The 21,700-nt window shown below is 65.4% G+C and carries 27 protein-coding genes; 10 read left to right on the forward strand and 17 right to left on the reverse strand.

Annotated features, from left to right (window positions below):
• Window positions 1-33: 33 nt before the first annotated feature.
• The gene (locus IFT71_RS07465; RefSeq protein WP_192139951.1) at window positions 34-2,001 is read left to right on the forward strand and encodes a hypothetical protein; all 1,968 of its coding nucleotides are present in this window, start codon (window positions 34-36) and stop codon (window positions 1,999-2,001) included.
• A 32-nt stretch (window positions 2,002-2,033) separates the two neighbouring features.
• Here the strand turns inward: IFT71_RS07465 and IFT71_RS07470 are convergent, their stop codons facing one another.
• A complete protein-coding gene (locus IFT71_RS07470; RefSeq protein WP_192139953.1) occupies window positions 2,034-2,672 on the reverse strand; it encodes a carbonic anhydrase in 639 nt (212 codons plus the stop codon).
• Window positions 2,669-4,249, reverse strand: a complete 1,581-nt coding sequence (locus IFT71_RS07475; protein WP_051916675.1) for a SulP family inorganic anion transporter — start codon at window positions 4,247-4,249, stop codon at window positions 2,669-2,671. The genes IFT71_RS07470 and IFT71_RS07475 overlap by 4 nt, the downstream gene beginning before the upstream one ends.
• Window positions 4,250-4,465: 216 nt before the next feature.
• Between IFT71_RS07475 and IFT71_RS07480 the strand changes: the two genes are divergently transcribed.
• Window positions 4,466-5,005: a J domain-containing protein gene (locus IFT71_RS07480; RefSeq protein WP_031439670.1), complete on the forward strand. Its 540-nt coding sequence runs from the start codon at window positions 4,466-4,468 to the stop codon at window positions 5,003-5,005.
• Entirely contained in the window at window positions 5,002-5,352 is a 351-nt protein-coding gene (locus IFT71_RS07485) for a (2Fe-2S) ferredoxin domain-containing protein (RefSeq protein WP_342212615.1), read from the forward strand. Before IFT71_RS07480 ends, IFT71_RS07485 begins: the two co-directional genes overlap by 4 nt.
• Here IFT71_RS07485 and IFT71_RS07490 read toward each other — a convergent pair.
• The 9 genes from IFT71_RS07490 to IFT71_RS21695 form a co-directional block, all read right to left on the reverse strand.
• Entirely contained in the window at window positions 5,349-5,756 is a 408-nt protein-coding gene (locus IFT71_RS07490; protein ID WP_107932859.1) for a SufE family protein, read from the reverse strand. The genes IFT71_RS07485 and IFT71_RS07490 overlap by 4 nt on opposite strands.
• A gap of 68 nt (window positions 5,757-5,824) precedes the next feature.
• Window positions 5,825-6,064, reverse strand: a complete 240-nt coding sequence (locus IFT71_RS07495; RefSeq protein WP_192139955.1) for a hypothetical protein — start codon at window positions 6,062-6,064, stop codon at window positions 5,825-5,827.
• A gap of 12 nt (window positions 6,065-6,076) precedes the next feature.
• The gene (locus tag IFT71_RS07500) at window positions 6,077-6,316 is read right to left on the reverse strand and encodes a hypothetical protein (protein ID WP_031396339.1); all 240 of its coding nucleotides are present in this window, start codon (window positions 6,314-6,316) and stop codon (window positions 6,077-6,079) included.
• 21 nt (window positions 6,317-6,337) lie between these two features.
• Window positions 6,338-6,607: a hypothetical protein gene (locus tag IFT71_RS07505; RefSeq protein ID WP_031396338.1), complete on the reverse strand. Its 270-nt coding sequence runs from the start codon at window positions 6,605-6,607 to the stop codon at window positions 6,338-6,340.
• Window positions 6,608-6,618: 11 nt separating this feature from the next.
• Window positions 6,619-6,921: a hypothetical protein gene (locus IFT71_RS07510; protein WP_192070161.1), complete on the reverse strand. Its 303-nt coding sequence runs from the start codon at window positions 6,919-6,921 to the stop codon at window positions 6,619-6,621.
• A 27-nt stretch (window positions 6,922-6,948) separates the two neighbouring features.
• Window positions 6,949-7,332 carry an envelope stress response membrane protein PspC gene (gene pspC / locus IFT71_RS07515; RefSeq protein ID WP_031396336.1) on the reverse strand — a complete coding sequence of 128 codons (384 nt, stop codon included), beginning with the start codon at window positions 7,330-7,332 and terminating at the stop codon, window positions 6,949-6,951.
• 1 nt (window position 7,333) lies between these two features.
• A complete protein-coding gene (pspB, locus tag IFT71_RS07520; RefSeq protein ID WP_192139957.1) occupies window positions 7,334-7,642 on the reverse strand; it encodes an envelope stress response membrane protein PspB in 309 nt (102 codons plus the stop codon).
• Between the two features lies 1 nt (window position 7,643).
• Window positions 7,644-8,309: a phage shock protein PspA gene (gene pspA / locus IFT71_RS07525; RefSeq protein WP_031396334.1), complete on the reverse strand. Its 666-nt coding sequence runs from the start codon at window positions 8,307-8,309 to the stop codon at window positions 7,644-7,646.
• A 39-nt stretch (window positions 8,310-8,348) separates the two neighbouring features.
• Entirely contained in the window at window positions 8,349-8,483 is a 135-nt protein-coding gene (locus IFT71_RS21695) for a hypothetical protein (protein ID WP_260171278.1), read from the reverse strand.
• A 174-nt stretch (window positions 8,484-8,657) separates the two neighbouring features.
• On the opposite strand from IFT71_RS21695, the gene pspF reads away from it, so the two are divergent.
• Together pspF and IFT71_RS07535 are read left to right on the forward strand one after the other, a co-directional pair.
• Window positions 8,658-9,719: a phage shock protein operon transcriptional activator gene (pspF, locus tag IFT71_RS07530; protein WP_192139959.1), complete on the forward strand. Its 1,062-nt coding sequence runs from the start codon at window positions 8,658-8,660 to the stop codon at window positions 9,717-9,719.
• 104 nt (window positions 9,720-9,823) lie between these two features.
• Entirely contained in the window at window positions 9,824-10,438 is a 615-nt protein-coding gene (locus tag IFT71_RS07535; protein ID WP_031396332.1) for a superoxide dismutase, read from the forward strand.
• Between the two features lie 49 nt (window positions 10,439-10,487).
• Here the strand turns inward: IFT71_RS07535 and IFT71_RS07540 are convergent, their stop codons facing one another.
• The 4 genes from IFT71_RS07540 to IFT71_RS07555 form a co-directional block, all read right to left on the reverse strand.
• Window positions 10,488-11,099, reverse strand: coding sequence for a septation protein A (locus IFT71_RS07540; RefSeq protein ID WP_342212616.1), 612 nt, complete (start codon window positions 11,097-11,099; stop codon window positions 10,488-10,490).
• 46 nt (window positions 11,100-11,145) lie between these two features.
• Window positions 11,146-12,081, reverse strand: a complete 936-nt coding sequence (gene ftsY / locus IFT71_RS07545) for a signal recognition particle-docking protein FtsY (RefSeq protein WP_031396330.1) — start codon at window positions 12,079-12,081, stop codon at window positions 11,146-11,148.
• Window positions 12,078-13,325: a tRNA (N(6)-L-threonylcarbamoyladenosine(37)-C(2))-methylthiotransferase MtaB gene (gene mtaB / locus IFT71_RS07550; RefSeq protein ID WP_192139961.1), complete on the reverse strand. Its 1,248-nt coding sequence runs from the start codon at window positions 13,323-13,325 to the stop codon at window positions 12,078-12,080. The genes ftsY and mtaB overlap by 4 nt, the downstream gene beginning before the upstream one ends.
• Before the next feature lie 116 nt (window positions 13,326-13,441).
• Window positions 13,442-15,067 carry a putative bifunctional diguanylate cyclase/phosphodiesterase gene (locus IFT71_RS07555; protein ID WP_192139963.1) on the reverse strand — a complete coding sequence of 542 codons (1,626 nt, stop codon included), beginning with the start codon at window positions 15,065-15,067 and terminating at the stop codon, window positions 13,442-13,444.
• Window positions 15,068-15,373: 306 nt separating this feature from the next.
• On the opposite strand from IFT71_RS07555, the gene ffh reads away from it, so the two are divergent.
• The 3 genes from ffh to rimM all read left to right on the forward strand — a co-directional run bounded on the left by ffh (window position 15,374) and on the right by rimM (window position 18,168).
• On the forward strand, window positions 15,374-16,903 hold the full coding sequence (gene ffh, locus IFT71_RS07560) for a signal recognition particle protein (RefSeq protein WP_192139965.1): 1,530 nt from the start codon (window positions 15,374-15,376) through the stop codon (window positions 16,901-16,903).
• A 66-nt stretch (window positions 16,904-16,969) separates the two neighbouring features.
• Window positions 16,970-17,392, forward strand: coding sequence for a 30S ribosomal protein S16 (rpsP, locus tag IFT71_RS07565; protein WP_031439660.1), 423 nt, complete (start codon window positions 16,970-16,972; stop codon window positions 17,390-17,392).
• Window positions 17,393-17,625: 233 nt separating this feature from the next.
• Complete coding sequence (rimM, locus tag IFT71_RS07570; RefSeq protein WP_192139967.1) at window positions 17,626-18,168, forward strand: ribosome maturation factor RimM; 543 nt, start codon at window positions 17,626-17,628, stop codon at window positions 18,166-18,168.
• Window positions 18,169-18,231: 63 nt separating this feature from the next.
• Here rimM and IFT71_RS07575 read toward each other — a convergent pair whose 3' ends face one another.
• Window positions 18,232-19,137 (reverse strand): NAD(P)/FAD-dependent oxidoreductase, encoded by a 906-nt coding sequence (locus IFT71_RS07575; protein WP_031439659.1) that lies wholly within the window; start codon window positions 19,135-19,137, stop codon window positions 18,232-18,234.
• 363 nt (window positions 19,138-19,500) lie between these two features.
• On the opposite strand from IFT71_RS07575, the gene trmD reads away from it, so the two are divergent.
• On the forward strand, window positions 19,501-20,226 hold the full coding sequence (trmD, locus tag IFT71_RS07580; RefSeq protein WP_166747793.1) for a tRNA (guanosine(37)-N1)-methyltransferase TrmD: 726 nt from the start codon (window positions 19,501-19,503) through the stop codon (window positions 20,224-20,226).
• Between the two features lie 2 nt (window positions 20,227-20,228).
• Window positions 20,229-20,621: a 50S ribosomal protein L19 gene (gene rplS / locus IFT71_RS07585; RefSeq protein ID WP_031395442.1), complete on the forward strand. Its 393-nt coding sequence runs from the start codon at window positions 20,229-20,231 to the stop codon at window positions 20,619-20,621.
• A gap of 482 nt (window positions 20,622-21,103) precedes the next feature.
• On the opposite strand, the gene IFT71_RS07590 is transcribed toward rplS, so the two are convergent.
• Window positions 21,104-21,646 carry a pseudouridine synthase gene (locus tag IFT71_RS07590; RefSeq protein WP_192139969.1) on the reverse strand — a complete coding sequence of 181 codons (543 nt, stop codon included), beginning with the start codon at window positions 21,644-21,646 and terminating at the stop codon, window positions 21,104-21,106.
• Window positions 21,647-21,700: the final 54 nt, after the last annotated feature.

A 21,700-nucleotide genomic window follows, 5' to 3' on the forward strand; every position in this document is an offset into this window, starting at 1 on the left:
CATGCAGACTGCCCGAAAGACGTGGGGGATGTGATGCGTATCGACCGGGCAGGACTGATGGGTGCAGGCATCGTGATGGCGGCGATCGCTGCGCAGGTCGCGGCACAGGGGCCCGCAACCACGGTGCAGCAGGATTTCGAAGCGGCCGCGGCGCTGGATGCGAAGGGCGACAGTACCGCTGCGCTTGCGGCCTGGACGACGCTTGAAGCACGAACTAAGCCGGGATCGCGGAGCCGGGGCATTGCGCTGATCCGCAAGAGTGCGGCACTGTTCAAGCTCGATCGCTCAGACGATGCGGTGACCGCGGCACGCGACGGCCTTGCCCTGTTGCCTGCAAGCGACGCGACGCTCGCCGAGGATCGGTGGCGGGCCTATTTTGATCTGGGCCTCATTGCGCAGAATGCGCTCGATTATGCGGGGGCGAGCGTTTCGTTTGCGAGCGCCGCCGCTGCGGCGGACGGAGCGTCGCTGAAGGTCGCGGCGCTGTTGTCCCTAGCTGACACGACGACGTTTACTGATCCCGCCGCCGCGGATGCAGCCCTTGCGAAGGTCGATGCGCTCGTCCGGACGGCGCCTGCCGATGCGGATGTAAAGGCTCTGATCGCGCGGCGGCGCGCGATCCTGGCGCTGAACCGGGGGCAGTATGAACAGGCGCGGACGCAAGCGGTTGAGGCGGTCAAATTTTATGGCGGGATGACGTCGCAGACCGATTCGCGCGACGTTTCCGCGCGGTCAGATGCGGCGATCGCGTCACTGTTGGCGGGCAAGAGCGAAGAGGCCCGCCGGTACATGGCGATGACCGGCGCGGGCCGGTTGAGCAAGGGGGAGTTTGATCCGGCGGTACAGATGGAGGTACCCGCCTGCGGTGGCGAGGCCGATCTGAGGCCTGCGGACATGGCGGTCGTCGAATTCACGATCGACAATGACGGCGTGGTACGCGGCATCTCGCCCATCTATGCCGCAGGCGGTGGCGCGGTGGCGCTCGAATTTGCGCGTGCCGTCCGCGACTGGTCATGGACGCCCGAGCAGACCAAGTCCTTTCCCGCGTTCTTCCGCTACAATATCCGCGTCGAGATGCGCTGCTCGACCGCGTTCGAGCGGCCGTCGATCACCAAGTTTCTCGACGCGGACATGGCGGCCTGGCTCGAGTCCAAGGGGTTTTCGATACCGGTACGCGAACGTGGCGCGGATGCCGCCGCCATCGTCGGGCAACGTGCCGCACTCGCGGCGGCGGAGGGCAAGTCGGGGCCGACATCGCTCGCCACGCTGCCACCCTTGTACCAGCTCGTCGGCAATGCGGTCGTGGGTCGTGAGGAGGCGCATGAGCTGGCGCAGCGGGCGTTCGCTATTGCTCAGGCAAACGGCGCCCCGCCGATCGCGCTGCTCCCGCTCGACATCCGTGTGCGTGAGACTGAAAGTGCTGATAGCTGGAAGCAGGGTGCCTATGCCCGCGCTATCACGCCGCTGCTGTCGAAGCCCGGTTATGCGCAGGATCCGCAAGCGCGATCGGCGCTGCAACTGCTCATAGCGGACTCGACCAGAAGCCGAAGCCGGCGTGTGGCGCCGTTACAGGCGGTCGCGGACGACAAGGGTTTGGCAGCGAACGACCCGATGCGTGTCGGTGCGCTGATCCGGCTGGCGTCGCTACAGCAGCAGGCGGGGGATCCGGTGGCGGCACGTGCCACGTTCGACCGGTCGGGGCTGGCGGCCAGCCAGTGCGCGATCCTCGATGCCCCGCCCCGATTCCTTTCGGCCGGCGGCACGTTCCCGGATGAGGCCCGCATCTGGGGATTTGAAGGCTGGACCCGGACACAGTTCGATGTGGGGCCGGACGGCAAGGTGCTGAACGAGCGCGCCGTGCTCAGCTATCCGCCGTTCGTTTTCACCAAGGCCGGCACACAGACCGTCGCGGGCGCCCGATATACGAAGACGTTTCGCCCCGATGGCGGTGTCGGCTGCGGCGGGCTTTCCCAGAATGTCCGGTTCAAGATGCCGGGATGATTCTGCCCTCCCCGTAGGGGGAGGGACTGACGTCACACCAGCACCTTCTCCGGCCGGCCGATCTCGTCGAGAACCGTATCGGCGGCGATCTCCATCAGCGGTTTGATGTGGCCGTCGCGCATGTCGTACACCCAGCCGTGGAGCGCCAGTTCTTGGCCCTTGGCGAATGCATCCTGCACCGTCTTGGTACGCGCGAGGCGAACGAGCTGGTCGCGGACGTTGACCTCGACGAAGCGGTTGACCTTCGCTTCCTGGGTAGGCTGCGCATCGATCTCGTCGCGGTGATCGCGCAGCACTTCGCGCGCAGTGTCGAGCCACTCGTCGACGGGACCGTCCAGGCCACCTTGCAGCGTACCCATGATGCCGCCGCAACCGTGATGGCCGCAGACGATGACATGTTTTACCTTTAGCACGTCGACCGCATATTGCAGCACCGACATCAGGTTGAGGTCGTGCTCGTTGACGAGATTGGCGATGTTACGATGAATGAACATCCCGCCGGGCTGAGTCATCGTCATCTGTTCGGGGCTGACGCGGCTGTCTGAGCAGCCAATCCACAGGAATTCCGGCTTCTGGCCGACCGTCTGGCGGCTGAAGAAGTCGGGATTCTCGTCGGTATGCTCTGCAACCCAGGCCTTGTTGGCGAGCAGCAGCTGTTTGTAGCGTCTCATGTGTACAGAACCTCGCTCGATGGCGCGTTGATCAACGCAGCACGCTTGCCGGCGATATCGCCGCGCAGGCTGACGGTGATACCGCGATATTCCGCGCCTTTGATGAACGCGTTGATGATGTCGATATTGTCGAGGTCGACGTAGCTGGTCGACGACAGGTCGATCAGCACCTGCGTATTGTCGGGCACGCGGTTCAGCGACTTCTGCAATTCATATTTGTGGATGAAATACAGGTTGCGGCGCGCACGGACGAGGCAGTCATCGCCATCGCAGGCAAAGGTGATCGCGGTACGGAAGTTGCGCGCAATGACGAACACGAAGCCGACAACGATGCCAATCACGATGCCCTCGAGCAAATCGGTGAACAGGATCGCGCCGACCGTGACGACGAAGGGGATGAACTGCGTCCAGCCCTGCTTGTAGCGTTCCAGAAACAGCTTCGGCTTGGTCAGCTTGTAACCGGTCGCGATCAGCACCGCGGCAAGCGCGGAGAGCGGGATCAGGTTCAGCAGCGACGGGATCAGTGCAACGCTGATCAGCAGCCAGAAGCCGTGGAGCATGGTCGAAAGCTTGCTCTCCGCCTTGGCGTCGACATTGGCGGACGATCGGACGATCACCGACGTGACGGGAAGCCCGCCGATCATGCCCGACAGGATGTTACCCCCGCCCTGCGCGAGCAACTCCCAGTTCTTGTCGGTGGAGCGACGGCGCGGATCGATCTCGTCGACCGCTTTCACGCTGAGCAGCGACTCCAAGCTCGCGACGATTGCGAGCGTAACCGCAGTCGTCCAGACAATGCCCATGCTGATGCCGGAAAAGTCCGGGAGCGTGAACAGCGTGGGAAATTCGGAAAGCTTCTGCGTGACGGGTACCTGGACGAGATGTGTCGCCTGGAGCTGCCAATCAGGCTTGACCGCGCCCAGCAGCGCGTTGCCGAGCACGCCGATCAGGACGACGACGAGCGGGCCGGGGACAAACCGGAGCGGGCCATTCTTCGGTTTCGCGCCGTCCCACCAGAACAGGAATGCCAGGCTGATCCCGGCAATCAGGATCGCACCGGGGGTCACGCTCGCGCTCAGGCTGTCGATGATTCGCGAGAAGGTGTTGACGCCGTTGGCGGTGGAGAATTCGAAGATCCCCTCGGCCTCGCGGTCGAAGCCGACCGCGTGCGGAATCTGCTTGAGGATAAGGATCAGGCCGATCGCGGCCAGCATCCCGGTGATCACCGAGGAAGGCACGAATTCGCTGAGGATACCCGCGCGCGTCAGCGAAAAGCCGATCTGAAGCACGCCCGCCAGCACGACGGCCATCAGGAACATCTGGTAGCTCGGCATGCTTTCGATCGCCGCGAGGACGATCACGGTCAAGCCTGCAGCCGGTCCGCTGACCGACAAAGGAGATTTCGAGAAGAGCCCGACGGCGATGCCGCCGACGATCCCGGCGATGACACCCGCGAACAGTGGCGCACCTGACGCTAGCGCAACGCCCAGACACAGGGGCAGGGCGACAAGGGCGACCACAATCGACGCGGGAAGATCGGCCCGCCACGTGCTTAGCTTCGGAATGAGAGTTTGCACCAGGGCTCCTGTCGCCGCGACGTCGGCCGGGATGCGCCCGGAGCAGACGCTTTACCCTATGCCAGATGACAATTTATTCATGTTCATTAGGCGATGAACGCCTCCTGACTCAAGGCGCAATGTCGGTCCCGGCCGCAGGTGCGGCCGCGTGGCTTGATCGTTTGGCGGTGCGGTACGCGGTTGCGTTGTCGGTGGGGACGCCTATCTCGAACTGCTATGGCGCGAAGCACGACACGTACACCCGATTGGGGATTTCCGCGGTGGCGCGGCTATGGCTCGAGCAGCGAAGCGGTGACGGTACGATTGTGCGACCGGCACGGCTGCAACGAACCCGGCAATTGCCCGGCGCCGAAATCGCCCAACAGCCCGGACCGCTGGTATTTCTGCATGACGCATGCGGGCGAGTATAATCGCGGCTGGAATTATTTCGAAGGTCTGAGCGCCGAGGAAGCCGCCGAGCGCGAGGCGGCGGAGACGCGCACTGCGGACGGCTATGCGGATCCGAAGCATTATGCCTGGGCGGGATCGGGCGACGGCAGTCGGTCGCGCGACGAGATGCGTGCGCTTGAAGTGCTGCAGCTCGAACCCGATGCGACGTTCGAAGATGTCCGTGCCGCATGGCGGCGGATGGCCAAGGCCAATCACCCCGATGTGCGTCCGGGCGACAAGGACGCAGCAACGCGGTTCCAGGGTGTTCAGGCCGCTTACGAGGTCCTGCGCGCCGCAGAGGATGCACGGACGTGGAAGCCGGCGTGATCCGTGTGCTGGCCAGCCGCTGGCAGGGCAGCGTGATGGTTTGCGGCAAATGTTCGAAGAAGCTTGCAGGCGGGTTCGGCGACAAGCGCCGCACGCCGCTCGCCAAGCTATTGCGCGCCACGCTCGGGTTTAAGAAAGGCCGCAAGGCCGACCGCGGCGTGGTCGAAGTCAAGTGTCTTGGGGTATGCCCCAAGAATGCGGTCGTGATGATTGATGCGGCCAGGCCCGATCGGTGGATGCTAGTCCCCGCCGGCGCCGACGCTGGCGAGATCGTAACGACGCTGCGCGGGGGTGATGCCGCTCCGCCGTCCCCTTCCCGGGTGGAAGACGGCCTCAAGGCCGCCTAGCTGGCGTAGCGTTCGGCGGTCTCGCGGATCAACGCGATCATGTTCGGGATTCCCTGCGTCCGGTTCGAACTGAGTTGCTTGCCGAGATCGAACGGCGCCAGTTCCGCACCGATGTCGGTCGCGACGATCGCCGCCGGCGGTCGGTCCTGCACTGCTTGCAGGACGAGCGCGATGATACCCTTGGTGATCGCGGCGTTCGAGTCCGCGAGGAAATGGAGCCGGCCGTCGTCGGTCTTCATCGGATAGACCCACACGGATGCCGAGCAGCCGCGAACCAGCGTCGCATCCGTCTTCAGGGCATCGGGCATGGGTTCGAGATCGCGTCCGAGGTCGATCAGCAGGCGGTAGCGGTCGTCGGGTTCGAGGAAGTCATATTCCTCATGGATATCGGCTAGCTTGGGCATGGCGTCGCGGTACTCCCGCGTCATCTCGCCCGCAACCGCTGCGCGTGTCGCGGGACACGATTGCCGCGCTACAGGTCGACCCCGGCGGCGATCGCCTCCAGCTTCTTGATGCGTTCCTTCAGGTCGGCGACCTCGATGCGCGCACCGGTCGACACCGCAACGGGCAGGCCGGTGTCGTGCGCCTGGTCGAGCTCCAAGCGCCTGAGCGACAGCCATCCGCGCCAGCCGGCGAGTCCAGCGGTGACGATCATCGCCAGCGCCACCAGGCTGGTCAGTGCGAGCGTGATATAGACGTTCGGTTCGGTCATGTCCGCCTCCTCCTAGCGGTCGCGGAGCCGCTCGATCTCTCGGTCGAGATCGACGCTCTTGTGGTTGTCGGTGATGACGCGTTCGAGCACCTGGATGCGCTCCTTCATCTGGCGCACCTCGTCGCGCAGTCGCAGCGTGTCGGCGGTATCCGCCGGGGCGGAGAGCGATCCTTGCGCATGGTATCGCGCCCGGAGCACGCGGGAGACCGCCACGATCAAAACGATACAGACGACCATCGTGAAGGGATTCATCGGTCAGCTCCTGAATACGGATTAGTTTAAGGGGCGCTCGTCGCGGAGCAGGTCGATCTCGTCCGCCAGGCCGATCCCGCGGTCGGTGACGATCCGTTCCAGCACCCTCACGCGCTGTTCGAGACGTTCATTCTGTGCCGCATATTGCGCGGACTTTTCAGCGACGAGCTGGGCATCGATTTCCATCCGGCGCTGCCGATAGGCGAACCAGGGCTTCACGAAGACGCCGCCGAAGATCGCGAGCAGGCCGCAGGATATGCCGAGGATGGGGATGAGCAGGGGGCTGATCATGGCGGCGTCCTCTATCGCGGCTGGAGGCGGAGAGCCTCGATCTCGCGGGCGGTACGCTCCGCGGGATCGGTGGCGATGCGCTCAAGAACGGCAATCCGCTCTTCGAGACGGGAAACCTGACCGGTCAGGCGCTCGTTCTCGCCGGAAAGCAGTTCCAGCTTGCGGGCGTCCTTCGGGTCGACCCGGTGCGTCTTCCCGCTCCACTCATCCTCCAGCGCATAGCCATGCTTTGCGCGGATCCAGTTGTTGATCACCCATCCCACCGTCGTGATCGCGATGATCGCAACGACGAAACCCGGTCCACCCCAATTCATCGTCATTCTCCCCGTCTACGCCGCGTCTCAGCGCAGGCTGTCGATCTCTGCCGCGAGGCTGCTGCTGCTCCGGCTGGTATAGTGCGTCTCGATGTCGGCGAGACGACGATCGATGTCGCGGAACTTGCTGCGGACCTCTGCGGTCGAGCGCTTCGGGTTCGAGCGGACGCCTTGCCAGAACTTCGCGTCGTCGGGCGTTTCGTACAGCCCGAACGGCTTGGGCTGTCCCATCCACGCGACTAGCCAATAGGCGATCAGCGTCCAGGGAAAGCCCCCCGCGAGCGTCAGCAGGACGACCGAGACGCGGACGATGAGTACATCGATCCCGGTATAGTCGGCGATCCCGGCGCAGACGCCCTTCCATTTGGCGTTCTGCTTGTCGAGGTAGAATTGGGTGCGGCTGGCGGACATTTCAGTTCCTCCGATCCATGTTGCGTTCAAAGCGGGTGTCGATCGGGCGTTCAGCCTGACGATCGGACAGGTAGGACGACTGGCTGGTGCCGAGGCCCGGCTTCCAGTCGGGATTGTCGGCGGCAATGATCCGCTCGACCGTCAGCACCCGGTCCTCGAGCCGGCGGGCGAGAAGCTGCATCTCGTCGAGCAGTCGCTCGTCCTCATCGGTGATCTTGGGTGCGGTCTTCCACTTGGTGACATAATGCAGGATCAGCCAGGGCAGCCCGACGAGCGCGCCGAGAATGGCGACGAGTCCTTCGAAATCCATTTCAGTCGTCCTTCTTCAGGCGGGCCTTGAGCGCGGCGAGCTGGGCATCGACCTTGTCGTTGCTGCGCAATTCGGCAATCTCCTCCTCTAGCGTCTTGACGACACCGAGCCCCATCGCGTCGGCGCGACCCTCGGCCTCGTCGACGCGGCGGTCGAGAATGTCGAAGCGGCTGAAAGCCTCGTGCGTCTTCGGGCCGTTGTACATCTCGCGAAGCCGGGTGCGGTTGTTCGCGCTTTCAAGCCGCGTCTGCACTGCATTCTGCTTGGTCCGCGCCTCCCGCAATTTGGTCTGCAGCTTGGCGATGTCCGCCTCGGACGCGCTGAGTGCATCGTCGAGGACGCCGACTTCCGCCTTGAGCTGCTCGGCCATGTCGGACGCCTTCTGGCGTTCGACCAGTGCAGCCTTGGCAAGATCCTCGCGGTCCTTGCTCAGCGCGAGCTCGGCCTTCTCGGTCCAGTTTTCCTGGAGCTGTTCCAGCTTGGCGATATGGCGGCGCATCTCCTTCTGATCAGCGATGGTGCGCGCGGCGGAAGCGCGAACCTCGACCAGCGTTTCCTCCATCTCCAGGATGATCATCCGGATCATCTTGGCCGGATCCTCCGCCTTCTCGATGAGGTCGGCGAAGTTGGCGGCAACGATGTCGCGGGTGCGGGAAAAAATGCCCATGTAAATTCTACTCCAGGGTCTTCGTGCGGCGGACGAACCTTATGCCACGATTGCGGTGTGTCGCGTAGCGGGCGCCTGATGTGCGGGCGCCACCGCCGCAAGAATGAAGGTGGCGCTGACGACGAAGGTGCAGGCGAGCGTGGCGACGGTGCGGACGATGTCGGTCTTGATCATGATGTGTCCCCTTTGAGGCGATGGTAAGTTCCGCCTTTGGGCGGGTTGTTCAAAGCATTGCATCAGTCGTGCCAGTTTTAGAAAAGCCCGGAAATCATGCGGTTGTGCCGGCAGGGCGTCGAGCGGGCAGATTGTTCCTTGCTATGCGTTGGGAATTTCCGCCACACTTTGGCAATGGAGAGAACAACGCAGGTCATCGGCCAGTCCGGCGCGTTCATGGGAGCGCTCGAACGTGCGTCGCGCGCGGCGGCGCTCGACCGACCGGTGCTCGTGATCGGCGAACGCGGCACGGGCAAGGAACTGGTCGCCGAGCGGCTCCACCGGCTGAGCCCGCGCTGGGACCAGCCCCTCGTGATCATGAACTGCGCCGCGCTGCCCGAGACGCTGATCGAGGCAGAATTGTTCGGACATGAGGCAGGCGCGTTCACCGGTGCGACCAAGGCACGGGTCGGGCGGTTCGAGGAGGCAGATGGTGGAACCCTGTTCCTTGACGAGCTGGGCACGCTGTCGATGGCGGCGCAGGACCGATTGCTGCGCGCCGTCGAATATGGCGAGATCACCCGGATCGGCTCATCGCGGCCGCTGCGCGTTGACGTCCGGATCGTGGCTGCGACGAACGAGCATCTGCCCGACAAGGTGATGCGGCATGAATTTCGCGCCGACCTTCTCGATCGGTTGTCATTCGAGGTCGTCACACTGCCCCCGCTGCGAGCGCGCGCCGGCGACGTGATGGTGCTGGCGGACCATTTCGGTCGACGGATGGCGTCCGAGCTCGGACGCGAGCGGTGGGAGGGGTTCGGACCCTCGGCACGCGCTGCGCTGGCGGACTATGACTGGCCGGGCAATGTCCGCGAGTTGCGTAACGTCGTCGAACGCGCGGTCTATCGCTGGGAGCATGAGGGGCCGATCGATGCGATCGAGATCGATCCATTCCAGTCGCCGCACAGGCCGGGCGCTGCGGACCGCAAGCCGGTCCAGACGCCGGCCGCGATGGCGCCGTCTGCCGGCGGGACTGGTAACGCGGCAGACGATGACGCCGACGATCCGGTCGTCGCGTGCGAGGACGGGCCGTCGGATTTCAAGTCGCGCGTGTCCCGGTTCGAGCGCGACCTGCTGTCGCGTGCGCTGGCCGAGCATCGGTTCAACCAGCGCGCCACCGCCGAGGCGCTCGGCCTCAGCTATGACCAGCTGCGGCATGCCCTCAAGCGCCACGAGCTGTTGCACGCCGGCGCCTGATCGAGGTCCGGTCCGCTTGTGTAACGACCGTCCGGGGACCATTTGGGGGCCGCGGGCGTTTGACGTCCGACCCCATTCACCCATTGTCTTTGAGGAGACTCCTGATGGCTTTCGAACTTCCCCCGCTGCCTTACGCCTATGACGCGCTCGAGCCCGTGATCGATCAGGAAACGATGAAGTTTCATCACGACAAGCATCATGCGGCATACACGGCCAAGCTGAACGAGGGCGTCGAGAAGGACTCCGCGCTCGCGGGCAAGTCGATCGAGGATATCCTCGGCATGATCTCGTCGCAGCCGCCGCTCGTGCGCAACAATGGCGGCGGTTTCTGGAACCACGACTTCTTCTGGAAGACGATGGCAGCCAAGACGGGGCAGGCGCCGTCGGGCAAGCTCGCCGAAGCGATCGATCGCGACTTCGGTAGCCTCGACAAGCTCAAGGACGAGTTCAACACCAAGGGTGCGGGGCAGTTCGGATCGGGCTGGGCATGGCTGATCGCCGATGACAGCGGCAAGCTGAAGGTCACGAGCACGCCGAATCAGGACAACCCGTTGATGGACGATGCCAAGGAGCCCGGTACGCCGCTGCTCGGCAACGACGTCTGGGAGCACGCCTATTACCTGACGTACAAGAATGATCGTCCGGGCTATCTGAAGGCGTGGTGGGATATCGTGAACTGGGACGTCGTCGGCGAGCGCTACGCGAAGGTCGCTGGCTGAGCCGATCCCGTTACCGTCATCCCGGCCTTACCGGGATGACGGTTTATAATTACCCTTCGGGCGGCAGGTCGGTGACGGCCTTGTCGCCCGTTTGCAATCCATGCTTCAGCAGCATCGGAATGTTGGCAAAGGCGAAGATCAACGTCATCGGGATCGCGCCCCAGAGCTTGAAGCCGACCCAGAAATCCCACGTGGTGTTCCGCCAGACGACTTCGTTCAATACTGCCATGAACACGAAGAACACCATCCAGTTGCGCGTGAGCTTGCGCCAGCCCTCGGCGGTCAGTCCTGGATAGGCGGTGCCCAGCAGCGACTGAAGCAGCGGGCGTCCGGTCACCAGCCCGAAGGTCAGGATGGCAGCGAACATCGCGTAGATGATTGTGGGCTTCATCTGGATAAAGCGCTGGTCATGGAAATAGATCGTCAGGCCACCGAATACGACGATCAGGGCACCCGACATCCACAGCATCGGCGAGATATGTCCCGCCTTTACCTTCGAGACGATCATCGCAACGATCGTCCCGACGATGAACGCGGTTGTCGCGGTGACCACGCGCGCGATCGGTGCGCCGGGGGTGAGGAAGTTCACCGCGAAAAAGATCGCGAGCGGACCATAATCGATCGCCATGCGCAGGCCGGGGGACAGGGGGGGCTTGGTCACTATTGTATCCAGGAATTGCGGTAAGACCGGAGAGCGGGGCGGCGTGTTATTTTCGGACGCTTTCGACGCCCGCGATGATCCGGCTGACCTCGTTTGCGTCGAACGGGCGCAGGTCCGTCATGCCTTCGCCGATACCGATCGCGTGGATCGGCAGGCCGTATTTCTCCGCCGCTGCGACCAGCACGCCGCCACGGGCGGTGCCGTCGAGCTTGGTCATCACGACGCCGGTCACGCCCGCCACCTCCTTGAAGACTTCAATCTGCTGGAGCGCATTCTGCCCGGTCGTCGCATCGAGAACTAGGACGATGTCGTGCGGGCTCTCGGGATTGATACGGCCGAGCACGCGACGGATCTTGGCGAGCTCGTCCATCAGTTCACGCTTGTTCTGCAGGCGGCCCGCGGTGTCGACGATCAGCACGTCGATGCCCGTCTCGGTCGCCTTCTTCACCGCATCCCAGACGACGCCTGCTGCGTCGCCACCTTCCGGTCCGGTGACGATCGGCACGCCGACGCGTTCGGCCCAGGTCCGCAACTGGCCGATCGCGGCAGCGCGGAACGTGTCGCCCGCCGCCAGCATGACGCCGTAATCCTGTTCCATCAGCAGATGCGCGAGCTTGGCGATGGTGGTGGTCTTGCCCGACCCGTTGACGCCGATCACCAGGATTACCTGCGGGCGTGGGAAGGCATCGATCTCGAGCGGCTTGGCGACCTTGGCGAGGACCTTTTCGACCTCTTCCGCGACGATGACGCGGATGCCGAGCTCTTCCATGTTCCGCTCGAAACTGCCCTCGGCAAGACGATGGCGGATGCGGCCGGCGGTTTCGGGACCGAGGTCCGATGCGATCAGCGCCTCCTCGATCTCGTCGAGCGTCGCATCGTCGAGCCGCGCGCCGCTGAGGCCCGCGAGATTGCCGACGAGCCGGTCAGAGGTACGCTTGAAGCCGCCGATGAGTTTGTCGTGCCAGCTTGGGGTGGTGCTCATAGGGATTCCCGTGTTGCGCTCAGGCGCTCGCCCAGAACGCCGGTGATCGTGATTCGGAGGATGTCGCCCGGTGCTGCAGGCGCGTCCAGCAGGACTTCCGCGAAATTTCCGACATGGCCGGAGTCGCCCGGACGTTCGACCAGCAGGTGCTGCGTCGTCCCGACCAGCGTCTGCAACCATGCCGCGCGAACAGCCTGGCCCGTTTCGCGGAGGATTGCAGCGCGTCGGCGGCGGATCTCGGGTTCGACCTGCGGCATCCGGGCAGCGGGCGTACCGGCGCGTGGCGAATAGGGAAAGATGTGCGAATGGACGATGTCGCAGTCAGCGATCAGCGCATGCGTGTTCTGGAACATTGCCTCGTCTTCGGTCGGGAACCCGGCGATCAGGTCCGCGCCGATCGCGATGTCGGGACGGGCGGTCTTGAGCCGCTGGACGAGCGCCACGCTCTCGGCGCGCGAATGACGTCGCTTCATCCGCTTCAACACCATGTCGTCGCCCGCCTGGAGCGAGAGGTGGACGTGCGGCATGATGCGGGGCTCGGTCGTCAGAAGCGCGAAGAGCCGGTCGTCGATCTCGATGCCGTCGAGGGACGACAGACGGAGCCGCTCGAGCCGCGGCACCGCGTGCAGAATGCGCTCGACAAGCTGGCCGAGCGTGGGGGCGCCGGGAAGATCGGGGCCATAGCTGGTCAGGTCGACGCCGGTCAGCACGATCTCGCGGTGTCCTGCATCGACCAGCCCGGCAATCCGGTCGACGACTGCGCCTGCGGGGACCGAGCGGCTTGGTCCGCGTCCGAACGGGATCGCGCAGAAGGTGCAGCGATGATCGCAGCCATTCTGGACCTCGACAAAGGCGCGGGCATGCGCCGAAAAGCTCGCGGCCAGATGCGGCGCGGTTTCGCGAATCTGCATGATGTCGCTGACGACGACGGGGGCGGGCATGTCCCAAGCTGCGGCGGAGAGCTTGTCGGCATTGCCGATCACGCGATCGACCTCGGGCATCGCGGCAAAGGCACCCGGGTCGATCTGCGCTGCGCATCCGGTGACGACAATCTGCGCATCCGGGCGATCGCGCCGGGCCCGGCGGATCGCAACCCGCGTCGCCTTCACTGCCGCGTTGGTGACGGCGCAGCTGTTGACCACGACCATGTCCCGCCCGGCGACGAGCGCGCGGATGGTCTCGCTTTCGGCGATGTTGAGACGGCAGCCGAGGCTGACGACCTCTGGCAGCGGGGCAGACGGCATGATGCGCGATCTAGGAGGGGCGGGGGGCAAAGTCCACGGCTTGCAGCGCCGGGCTGGAGTAAGGATGGCGGCTCGGCAGTCGGCACGTCCGTGGTCAGGCTGCGGCGGGGCCGCCGTCAACCAGCGAGTCGTGGCGCTATGCCGCGGACCGGGGGGAAATCGCCATCGGGCTGGTGTGCGAGCAGGCGCTGTTCGGCGAGCAGCCGGCGCAGCTGCGCGGCGTTCATGGGGCGGCCGTAGAGATAGCCCTGTCCCTTGGCGCAGCCGAGCGCGCGCAGCCGCTCCTCGACCGCGGCGTCCTCGATGCCCTCGGCGGTGACCGGCAGGTTCAGGCTGTCGCCAAGCCGGACGATCGTGTTGACGATCGCCATGCTCTCCGCATTGTCGAGGATCGACGCGACGAAGCTGTGGTCGATCTTGATACGGTCGAACGGCAGCGCGCGCAGATGTGCGAGGCTGGAAAAGCCGGTGCCGAAATCGTCGAGCGCCAGTCGGATGCCCTGATTCTTCAGGCTGCCGACGATCGATTGGGCAAGCGCCAGATTGTCGAACAGCGCGCTTTCGGTAACCTCGATCTCGAGCCGGCTGGCGGGAAAGCCCGTCTCGACCAGCGTCTTGATGATCTTTTGCGCCAGCCACGCGTCGCGCAGCTGGACCGAGGAAATGTTGATCGACAGCGTCAGCGCCGAATCCCAGTCGCGTGCCGCAGTACAGGCCTGGCGCATGAGCGAAAGCGACAGGTCGCCGATGACGCCAATCTCCTCGGCGATCGGGATGAAGACGTCCGGGGGGATCATGCCGCGCGTCGGATGGTCCCAGCGCGCCAGAACCTCGAACCCGGTGGTAAGACCCGTGGCGAGATCCACCTGCTGTTCGAAATAAGGAATGATGTCCTGCGCGGCGACCGCGAGGCGAAGTCCGGACTCGAGCTCGCCACGCACCTGCAGCGACTGCTCCATCGCGGTGTTAAACCAGACGTGGCGATTGCGGCCCGCCGTCTTGGCCGCGTGGAGGGCGATGTCCGCATTGCGCAGCAGCGCGTCGATCGAGGCACAGTCTGCGTCCGAGCGGGCGACGCCGATCGACACGGTGGCGTGAATGTCGACGCCGTTCGCACGGAAGGGCCGCGCGAAGCCGGTGACGAGACGCTCCGCAATCCGATCTGCCACCCCTTGATGCGCCGGATCGAAGACGAAGGCGCAGGCGAACTCGTCCGCGCCCAGGCGTGCCAGAAGGCTTGATGTGGGGGCGATGGCCGCGATCGTTTCCGCGACATGGACGAGCACCTGGTCGCCGACGGCATAGCCGTGCATGTCGTTGACGCTCTTGAAGAAGTCGACGTCGATCGTGAGCATCGCCACCACCTTGCCCCGGCGTCTCGCGCTGCCGAACAGGGTCGCGCCATCTTCGGACAGACTGCGGCGATTGAGGAATCCGGTCAGCGAATCCCGCTGTGCCAGAACGCGGGCGCGATGACCCGCATCGGTCGCCTCGTTGAGCTCGGCAGTGAGCGCGCGATAGCGCAGGCAGCCAAACAGCAACAGCGCGACGTTGAGCAGCACGGCGACAACCAGACCTTGGTCGATACCCGAACTGCGTCCCGTCAGACGGGCAAAGATGCCGACCAGAACGGCGCCGCCGGTACCGACGAGCATCAACGCTGCAGCCCCGGTCACGGCGCCGGTGACGAATTCCCGGTTGATGGTGCGGGGCGAACGGGTCGCCGCCGGCGGTGCGGTCATGGGCTGGATCGCCTGTGAGGTCGGGGCGGACACACATATGACATAGCATAAGTGTAGGACCGGTTAAGAGCGTCGATCCGTCCAATATGGCAGGGAGGGGCTTTGACGTTGGACGCCGTCGCAGCGCATCGACGGACAGGTCGCTTGCGTCGGCGGCCCGGGTCGCGTAAGCAGCACGCCACGTTCCGTTACGGGGCACATGTGACGAGCATCCAAGGATGCACGCTGGCCGGCGAGGTTTCGCCCGCCGGCGCTTTTGCGTTGGGCGTCGTCATGTGTCCGGTAATGGTGATTGGGAGTGTCTCGATGTTCGAAAGCCTGAGCGATCGTCTTGGCGGCGTCTTCGACCGCCTGCGCGGCCGGGGTGCGCTGACCGAAGCGGACGTGCGCGCGGCAATGCGCGAGGTGCGCGTCGCGCTGCTCGAAGCCGACGTCGCGCTGCCCGTCGCGCGCGAGTTCGTCGAGAAGGCGACCGAGAAGGCGATCGGCCAGAACGTCCTGCGCTCGGTCACGCCGGGGCAGCAGGTCGTCAAGATCGTCAGCGATGCGCTGGTCGAGATGCTGGGTGCGGATGCGTCCGAGCTCGATCTGGGCGTCACGCCGCCCGCGATCATCATGATGGTCGGGCTTCAGGGCTCGGGCAAGACGACCACCACCGCCAAGATCGCCAAGCGGCTGTCGGCAGGGCCGGGTGGGCGTGATCGCAAGAAGGTGCTGATGGCGTCGCTCGACGTTAATCGCCCGAACGCGCAGGAACAGCTCGCGACGCTCGGCACGCAGATATCGGTCGCGACCTTGCCGATCGTCGCCGGCCAGCAGCCGGTCGATATCGCACGGCGCGCGATGCAGGCGGCCAAGCTGCAGGGCTTCGACGTCCTGATGCTCGATACCGCAGGTCGCCTCCATGTCGATCAGGCGCTGATGGACGAGATGAAGGCGGTCGCCGACGTCGCGAACCCGGCCGAGATCCTTCTCGTCGTCGATTCGCTGACGGGTCAGGATGCGGTCAACGTCGCGCAGAACTTCTCCGACCAGGTGCCGCTGACGGGTATCGTGCTGACCCGGATGGACGGCGATGCGCGCGGCGGTGCGGCGCTGTCGATGCGTGCGGTTACCGGCAAGCCAATCAAGTTTGCGGGTACCGGCGAGAAGCTCGATGCGCTCGAGGCGTTCCATCCCGAGCGGGTCGCCGGGCGTATCCTTGGCATGGGCGACGTCGTCAGCCTCGTCGAGCGCGCCGCGGAGTCGATCCAGGCCGAAGACGCCGAGCGGATGGCGGCCAAGATGGCCAAGGGTCAGTTCGACATGAACGACCTGCGTGCTCAGCTGGCGCAGATGCAGCGGATGGGCGGGCTCGGTGCGCTGGCGGGTATGATCCCCGGCATGAAGAAGGCGCAGGGCGCGGTCGCTTCGGTCGGCGGTGAGAAAGTTCTCGTCCACATGGATGCGATGATCGGTTCGATGACCATCAAGGAGCGCGCCAAGCCCGAGCTGATTAACGCCAAGCGCAAGATCCGCATCGCCAAGGGTTCCGGCACCACGGTGCAGGAGGTCAACAAGCTGCTCAAGATGCACCTCGAAATGTCGACCGCCATGAAGAAGATCAAGAAGATGGGCGGCATGAAGGGCATGATGGCGATGCTCGGCAAGGGCGGCATGGGCGGCGGTCTGGGCGGCATCGGTAACGCGATCGGCGGGCCGCAGATGGGCGATATGCTCAACAAGGCCGGCACAGGTGGGCTCCCTGGGGGCAATTCCGGGGGTGGCCTGCCGGGCCTGGGCGGCAAGATGCCCCAGCTGCCTGCGGGCTTCGACGATTTTCTGAAGAAGAAATAACCTCTTACTTAACCCCATTACCCCGGCGTTTGCCGGGCGAAATATTAGAAAACGAAGGAAAATATCATGGCAATCAACATTCGTCTCGCACGTGGCGGCTCCAAGAAGCGTCCTTATTACAAGATCGTCGTTGCCGATGCGCGCAGCCCGCGTGATGGCCGCTTCATCGAGAAGATCGGCAACTACAACCCGCTCCTCGCCAAGGACAACGAGCAGCGCGTGCAGCTCGACGCTGACCGCGCGAAGCATTGGCTGAGCGTCGGCGCGCAGCCGACCGACCGCGTCGCACGCTTCCTCGACGCAGCAGGCGTTCTCGAGCGTTCGGCACGCAACAACCCGAACAAGGGCAAGCCCGGCGAGAAAGCCACCGAGCGCGCTGAAGAGCGTGCGACCAAGGCGGCCGAAGCTGCCGAGGCAGAAGCGGCTGCAAAGGCGGCACCTGCTGCCGACGCGGATGCTCCTGCTGAGACCGAAGAAGCCGCTTCGTAAGATCGTCTTCCCCGTCATCCCAGCGAAGGCTGGGATCCAGAGCCAGAGACGGCAGCGTCCTTGGCTTGAATCCTGGGTCTAGCGCAGGATGACGGTTTGGAGTGGGCCACGCCCGCACCCGAATGGCGGTTCATGCGTTCTTTGTCGGTCCATCACCCACAAGGAGCGCATGATGACCCCCGATCCAAATCCCAGAACAGCCCCCGCACCCGAGGACATCGAAGATGCCAGCAATGAAGGCGTCTCCGCCGACGACCCCGCAGAAGGCGCCGACGACACCCCTGGACCCGATACCGGCTCCGCGCAGGGATAAGGTTACGCTCGCCGTCGTGATCGGCGCGCACGGCATCGGCGGCGAGGTGCGGCTGAAGGTCTTTGCCGAGACCATGTCGGGCTATAAGAGTTTCAACGACGGTACGCTGACGCTCAAGTCCGCGCGCCCTGGCAACAACGGCACGATCGCCCGCTTTGCCGAGGTCGCCGATCGGAACGCTGCAGAAGCGATGCGCGGGACCGAATTGACGGTGCCGCGATCGTCGTTGCCGCCGCTCGAGGATGGCGAATATTACCACACCGATCTGATCGGGCTCTCCGTCGTCTCTACCGATGGCGAGGCGATCGGGCGTGTTGTCGCGATTGATAATTTTGGTGCGGGCGACGTGATCGAGATCGAACGGCCGACTGCCAAGCGGTTCATGGTGCCGATGCGCGTCGAGGCGGTTCCAGAATGGGATGCCGAGCGACTCGTGGTCGAGGCGTCCTTCGCTACCGAATAGTTCCTTCGGGCTTATTGTGCTCTCGCGAGCGGGGTCCCGGCCTTCGCGGGGATACATCCAAAGTCAGCGCCGGATCGGGCGCTGTTCCGACAGCATGTTGCGGATGGTCGTTGCGGCCACGCCGGCTTCGCCCATCGCGTGGCTGATCTGGTCGAGCCCCTTCACGACATCGCCCGCCGCGAACAGCCCGGGGATCGAGGTGCGCTGATGGTCGTCGACCTCTAGGCAGCCTTCGTCCGTCGCGCGCGCGCCGGCGGCGACGGCGAGTTCCGAGCGGATCACCGAGCCTAACGCCGGATAGACGCTGTCGAACGACAGCCGCCCGTCGACCGTGTCGAGCGCGAACCGGCCGTCTTCGATCGCGTAGTTGCCGCAGGGGCCGCCGACGCGGACGATACCGGCGTCGTCGAGGGCTGCCTCGCAGGCGGGATCAAGATCATGGCCGCCGTCCGGGGCGATCAGGGTGACGTCGGCGGTGTAGCCGCGCAGGAACAGCGCCTCGCGCATGCCGTGGTCGCCGGTACCGATCACGCCGACGCGCTTGTCGGTGACCTCATAGCCGTCGCAGATCGGGCAGTAGCGGAGCAGCCCCGCCTCCAAAGCCTCGTCATGGAGCGCATCGGGCATGGCGGGGCGGTTGTTGACGACGCCTGTTGCCAGCAGGACGCTGCGGGCGCGGGCGCGGCGGTCGCCCAAACGGACGGTGAAGCCGTCGTCGTCCACCTCGATCGCATCGACCCGAGCGGCCTCGCGTACCGCCCCGTAGGTCTCCGCCTGGGCCAACATCCGGGCGAGGAGGTCGGTGCCGCGGATGCCTTCGGGGTAGCCGGCATGGTTGTGCGTGCACGGGATCAGCGCGGCGCGGCTGCTGCCGCAGTCGAACAGCCGGATCGAGAGGTGGAACCGCGCGAGATAGATCGCGGCGGTGAGGCCTGCGGGCCCGGCGCCGATGATGATGCAATCGTCCATCCCGCTATAAGCGCGGCGCGGCGAATCCGTTCCGGTGGCGAAACGCTCGATCGCTATCGCAAGCCGGGCGCGGGAGTGATAGCGGCGTGCGGCATGAGCTATTGTCGTTGGTCGGAAGGCGATCTCCACGCCTATGCGTCGCAAACCCAGGAGGGTGCGCGCCGGTACGTCGCGCAGGTCGCCGAGCCTGCCATCGAACGGTGCGGGGTGGAGGCGGAGTATGTCGAGGACAGCGCCGACGCGTTCCTTGCACGCCTGAAATGGCTGAAGGCGCGGGGGTGCGAATTCCCCGCCGACGTCGTCCCCCAAATCCTCGCCGCGGCGCAGGAAGAGGCGCGGCTGGCGCGGCTGGCGGCGGGCGAGCTGCCCTGGGCGGCGACGATCGTGACGCTGTACCCCGAAATGTTCCCCGGGCCGCTCGGCACGTCGCTGGCCGGGCGGGCGCTGGGGGAGGGGCGGTGGTCATGCGAGCCCGTCCAGCTGCGCGACTTCGCGACCGACAAGCATCGCTCGGTCGACGACACGCCGGCGGGTGGCGGCGCGGGCATGGTGCTGCGCGCGGACGTGGTCGCCGCGGCGATCGACAGCGTCGCGGACGGCCGGCCGGTGCTGGCGATGACGCCGCGCGGCAGGCCGCTGACGCAGGAGCGCGTCCGTGCGCTCGCAGCAGGCCCCGGCGTCACCGTGCTGTGCGGGCGGTTCGAGGGGTTCGACGAGCGCCTGTTCGAGGCGCGCGCCATCGAGGAGGTGTCGATCGGCGACTATATCCTGTCGGGCGGCGAGATGGGCGCGCTGGTGCTGCTCGATGCTTGCATTCGGCTGCTGCCCGGCGTAATGGGCGCGGCTTCTAGTGGGGATGACGAGAGCTTCGAAACGGGGCTTCTCGAATATCCGCATTATACCCGACCTCAGATATGGGAAGGGCGCACGATCCCGCAGGTGCTGCGATCGGGGGATCATGCGAAGATCGACGCATGGCGCAAACGCCGCGCGGAGATCGATACACGGTCACGGCGACCGGACCTTTGGGAGCGCCATGAGGGCGCTCGGGTCCAGTCGCCCTCTGGCGCGCGGCGACACGAGGACTGACTATGAACCTGTTGCAGACGATCGAAGCCGAGAACATCGCGAAGTTCCTGGCCAACAAGACGATCCCCGATTTCCGCCCCGGTGATACGCTGAAGGTCGGCGTGAAGGTCGTCGAAGGCGAGCGCACCCGTATTCAGAACTATGAGGGCGTGTGCATCGCGCGCTCGAACAAGGGCATGGGCAGCAACTTCACCGTGCGCAAGATGAGCTTCGGCGAGGGCGTTGAGCGCGTCTTCCCGCTCTACTCGCCGAACGTCGATTCGATCGAAGTCGTCCGCAAGGGCGCCGTGCGTCGCGCCAAGCTGTATTACCTGCGTGGCCGCACCGGCAAGGCAGCGCGTATCGCCGAGCGTCGCGACATGCGCCCCGCCAAGGGCACCGCAGCCGCCGAGTAATCGGATCCTGCGAGACGCGATCAAGGGCGCGGGGGCGATGGTCCCCGCGCCCTTTTTCGTGCGCGGCGTTCGGCGTCCGGCGAGAGCAGGGGCGAGGGCGGGGACCGCGAATGTTGCGAATGTTGAGACGATAACGCGTTTTTTCGCGTGGGGGTGACGACCCCCTGTCGGGCATGACCCGACGGCCGCGGAGGCGGGGGTGCGAGTCGAGGCTGGATCAGACCAGGCCATGCGGGCAGGCTGCGCCTTTTGCGGCATTTTGGCCAGCAGCGTTCCTTACAGCGGGCCGGACGGTGACGCGCGCCAGGGAGGGCCGCCCTTGTGACCCTGGGTCCTAATTTTCGTCAGGATGACGGCGTGGGGGGGGGGCGGCGGCGCTTGTGGCCCTGGGTCCTGACGTTCGTCAGGATGACGGTGTGGGTGGGGTGGTGGCCCGTGTGGATCGTGGGCCGTGGTGTTGAGGCGGGCGGCGCAGGGCCGGGTCAGGCGTCGCGCCAGCGGCCGGGGGCGAGATCCGCCAGGGTCCAGTCGCCGATGCTCCAGCGGACGAGGCGGAGCGTCGGGTGGCCGATCGCGGCGGTCATCCGGCGGACCTGGCGGTTGCGGCCTTCGCGGATCGTGATCCTCAGCCAGCAATCGGGGATGCTCGCGCGCACGCGGATCGGCGGCACGCGCGGCCAGAGGTCGGGCGCGTCGATCCGTTCGACCTCGGCGGGGCGGGTGGGGCCGTCCTTCAGCACGACGCCGTCGCGCAGGGCATCGAGCGCGGCCTCGCCCGCCTCGCCCTCGACCTGCACAAGATAGGTCTTGGCCAGCTTGAACTTCGGATCCGCGATCCGCGCCTGGAGGCGACCGTCGTCGGTCAGCAGCAACAGCCCCTCGCTGTCCCGATCGAGCCGCCCCGCCGGATAGACGCCGGGCACCGCGACGAACTGCGACAGCGTCGCGCGCGGGGTGGGCGACTTCTCGTCGGTGAACTGGCTGAGGACGTCGTAGGGTTTGTTGAAGAGGATCAGGCGGGGCATGGCGGGGCTTTAGGGGGATTCCGAATTGGTTTCGACCGCAGTTGTCGCTTCGCA

The sequence above is a fragment of the Sphingomonas sp. CFBP 13733 genome (assembly GCF_014841795.1).
GTDB lineage: Bacteria > Pseudomonadota > Alphaproteobacteria > Sphingomonadales > Sphingomonadaceae > Sphingomonas > Sphingomonas aerolata.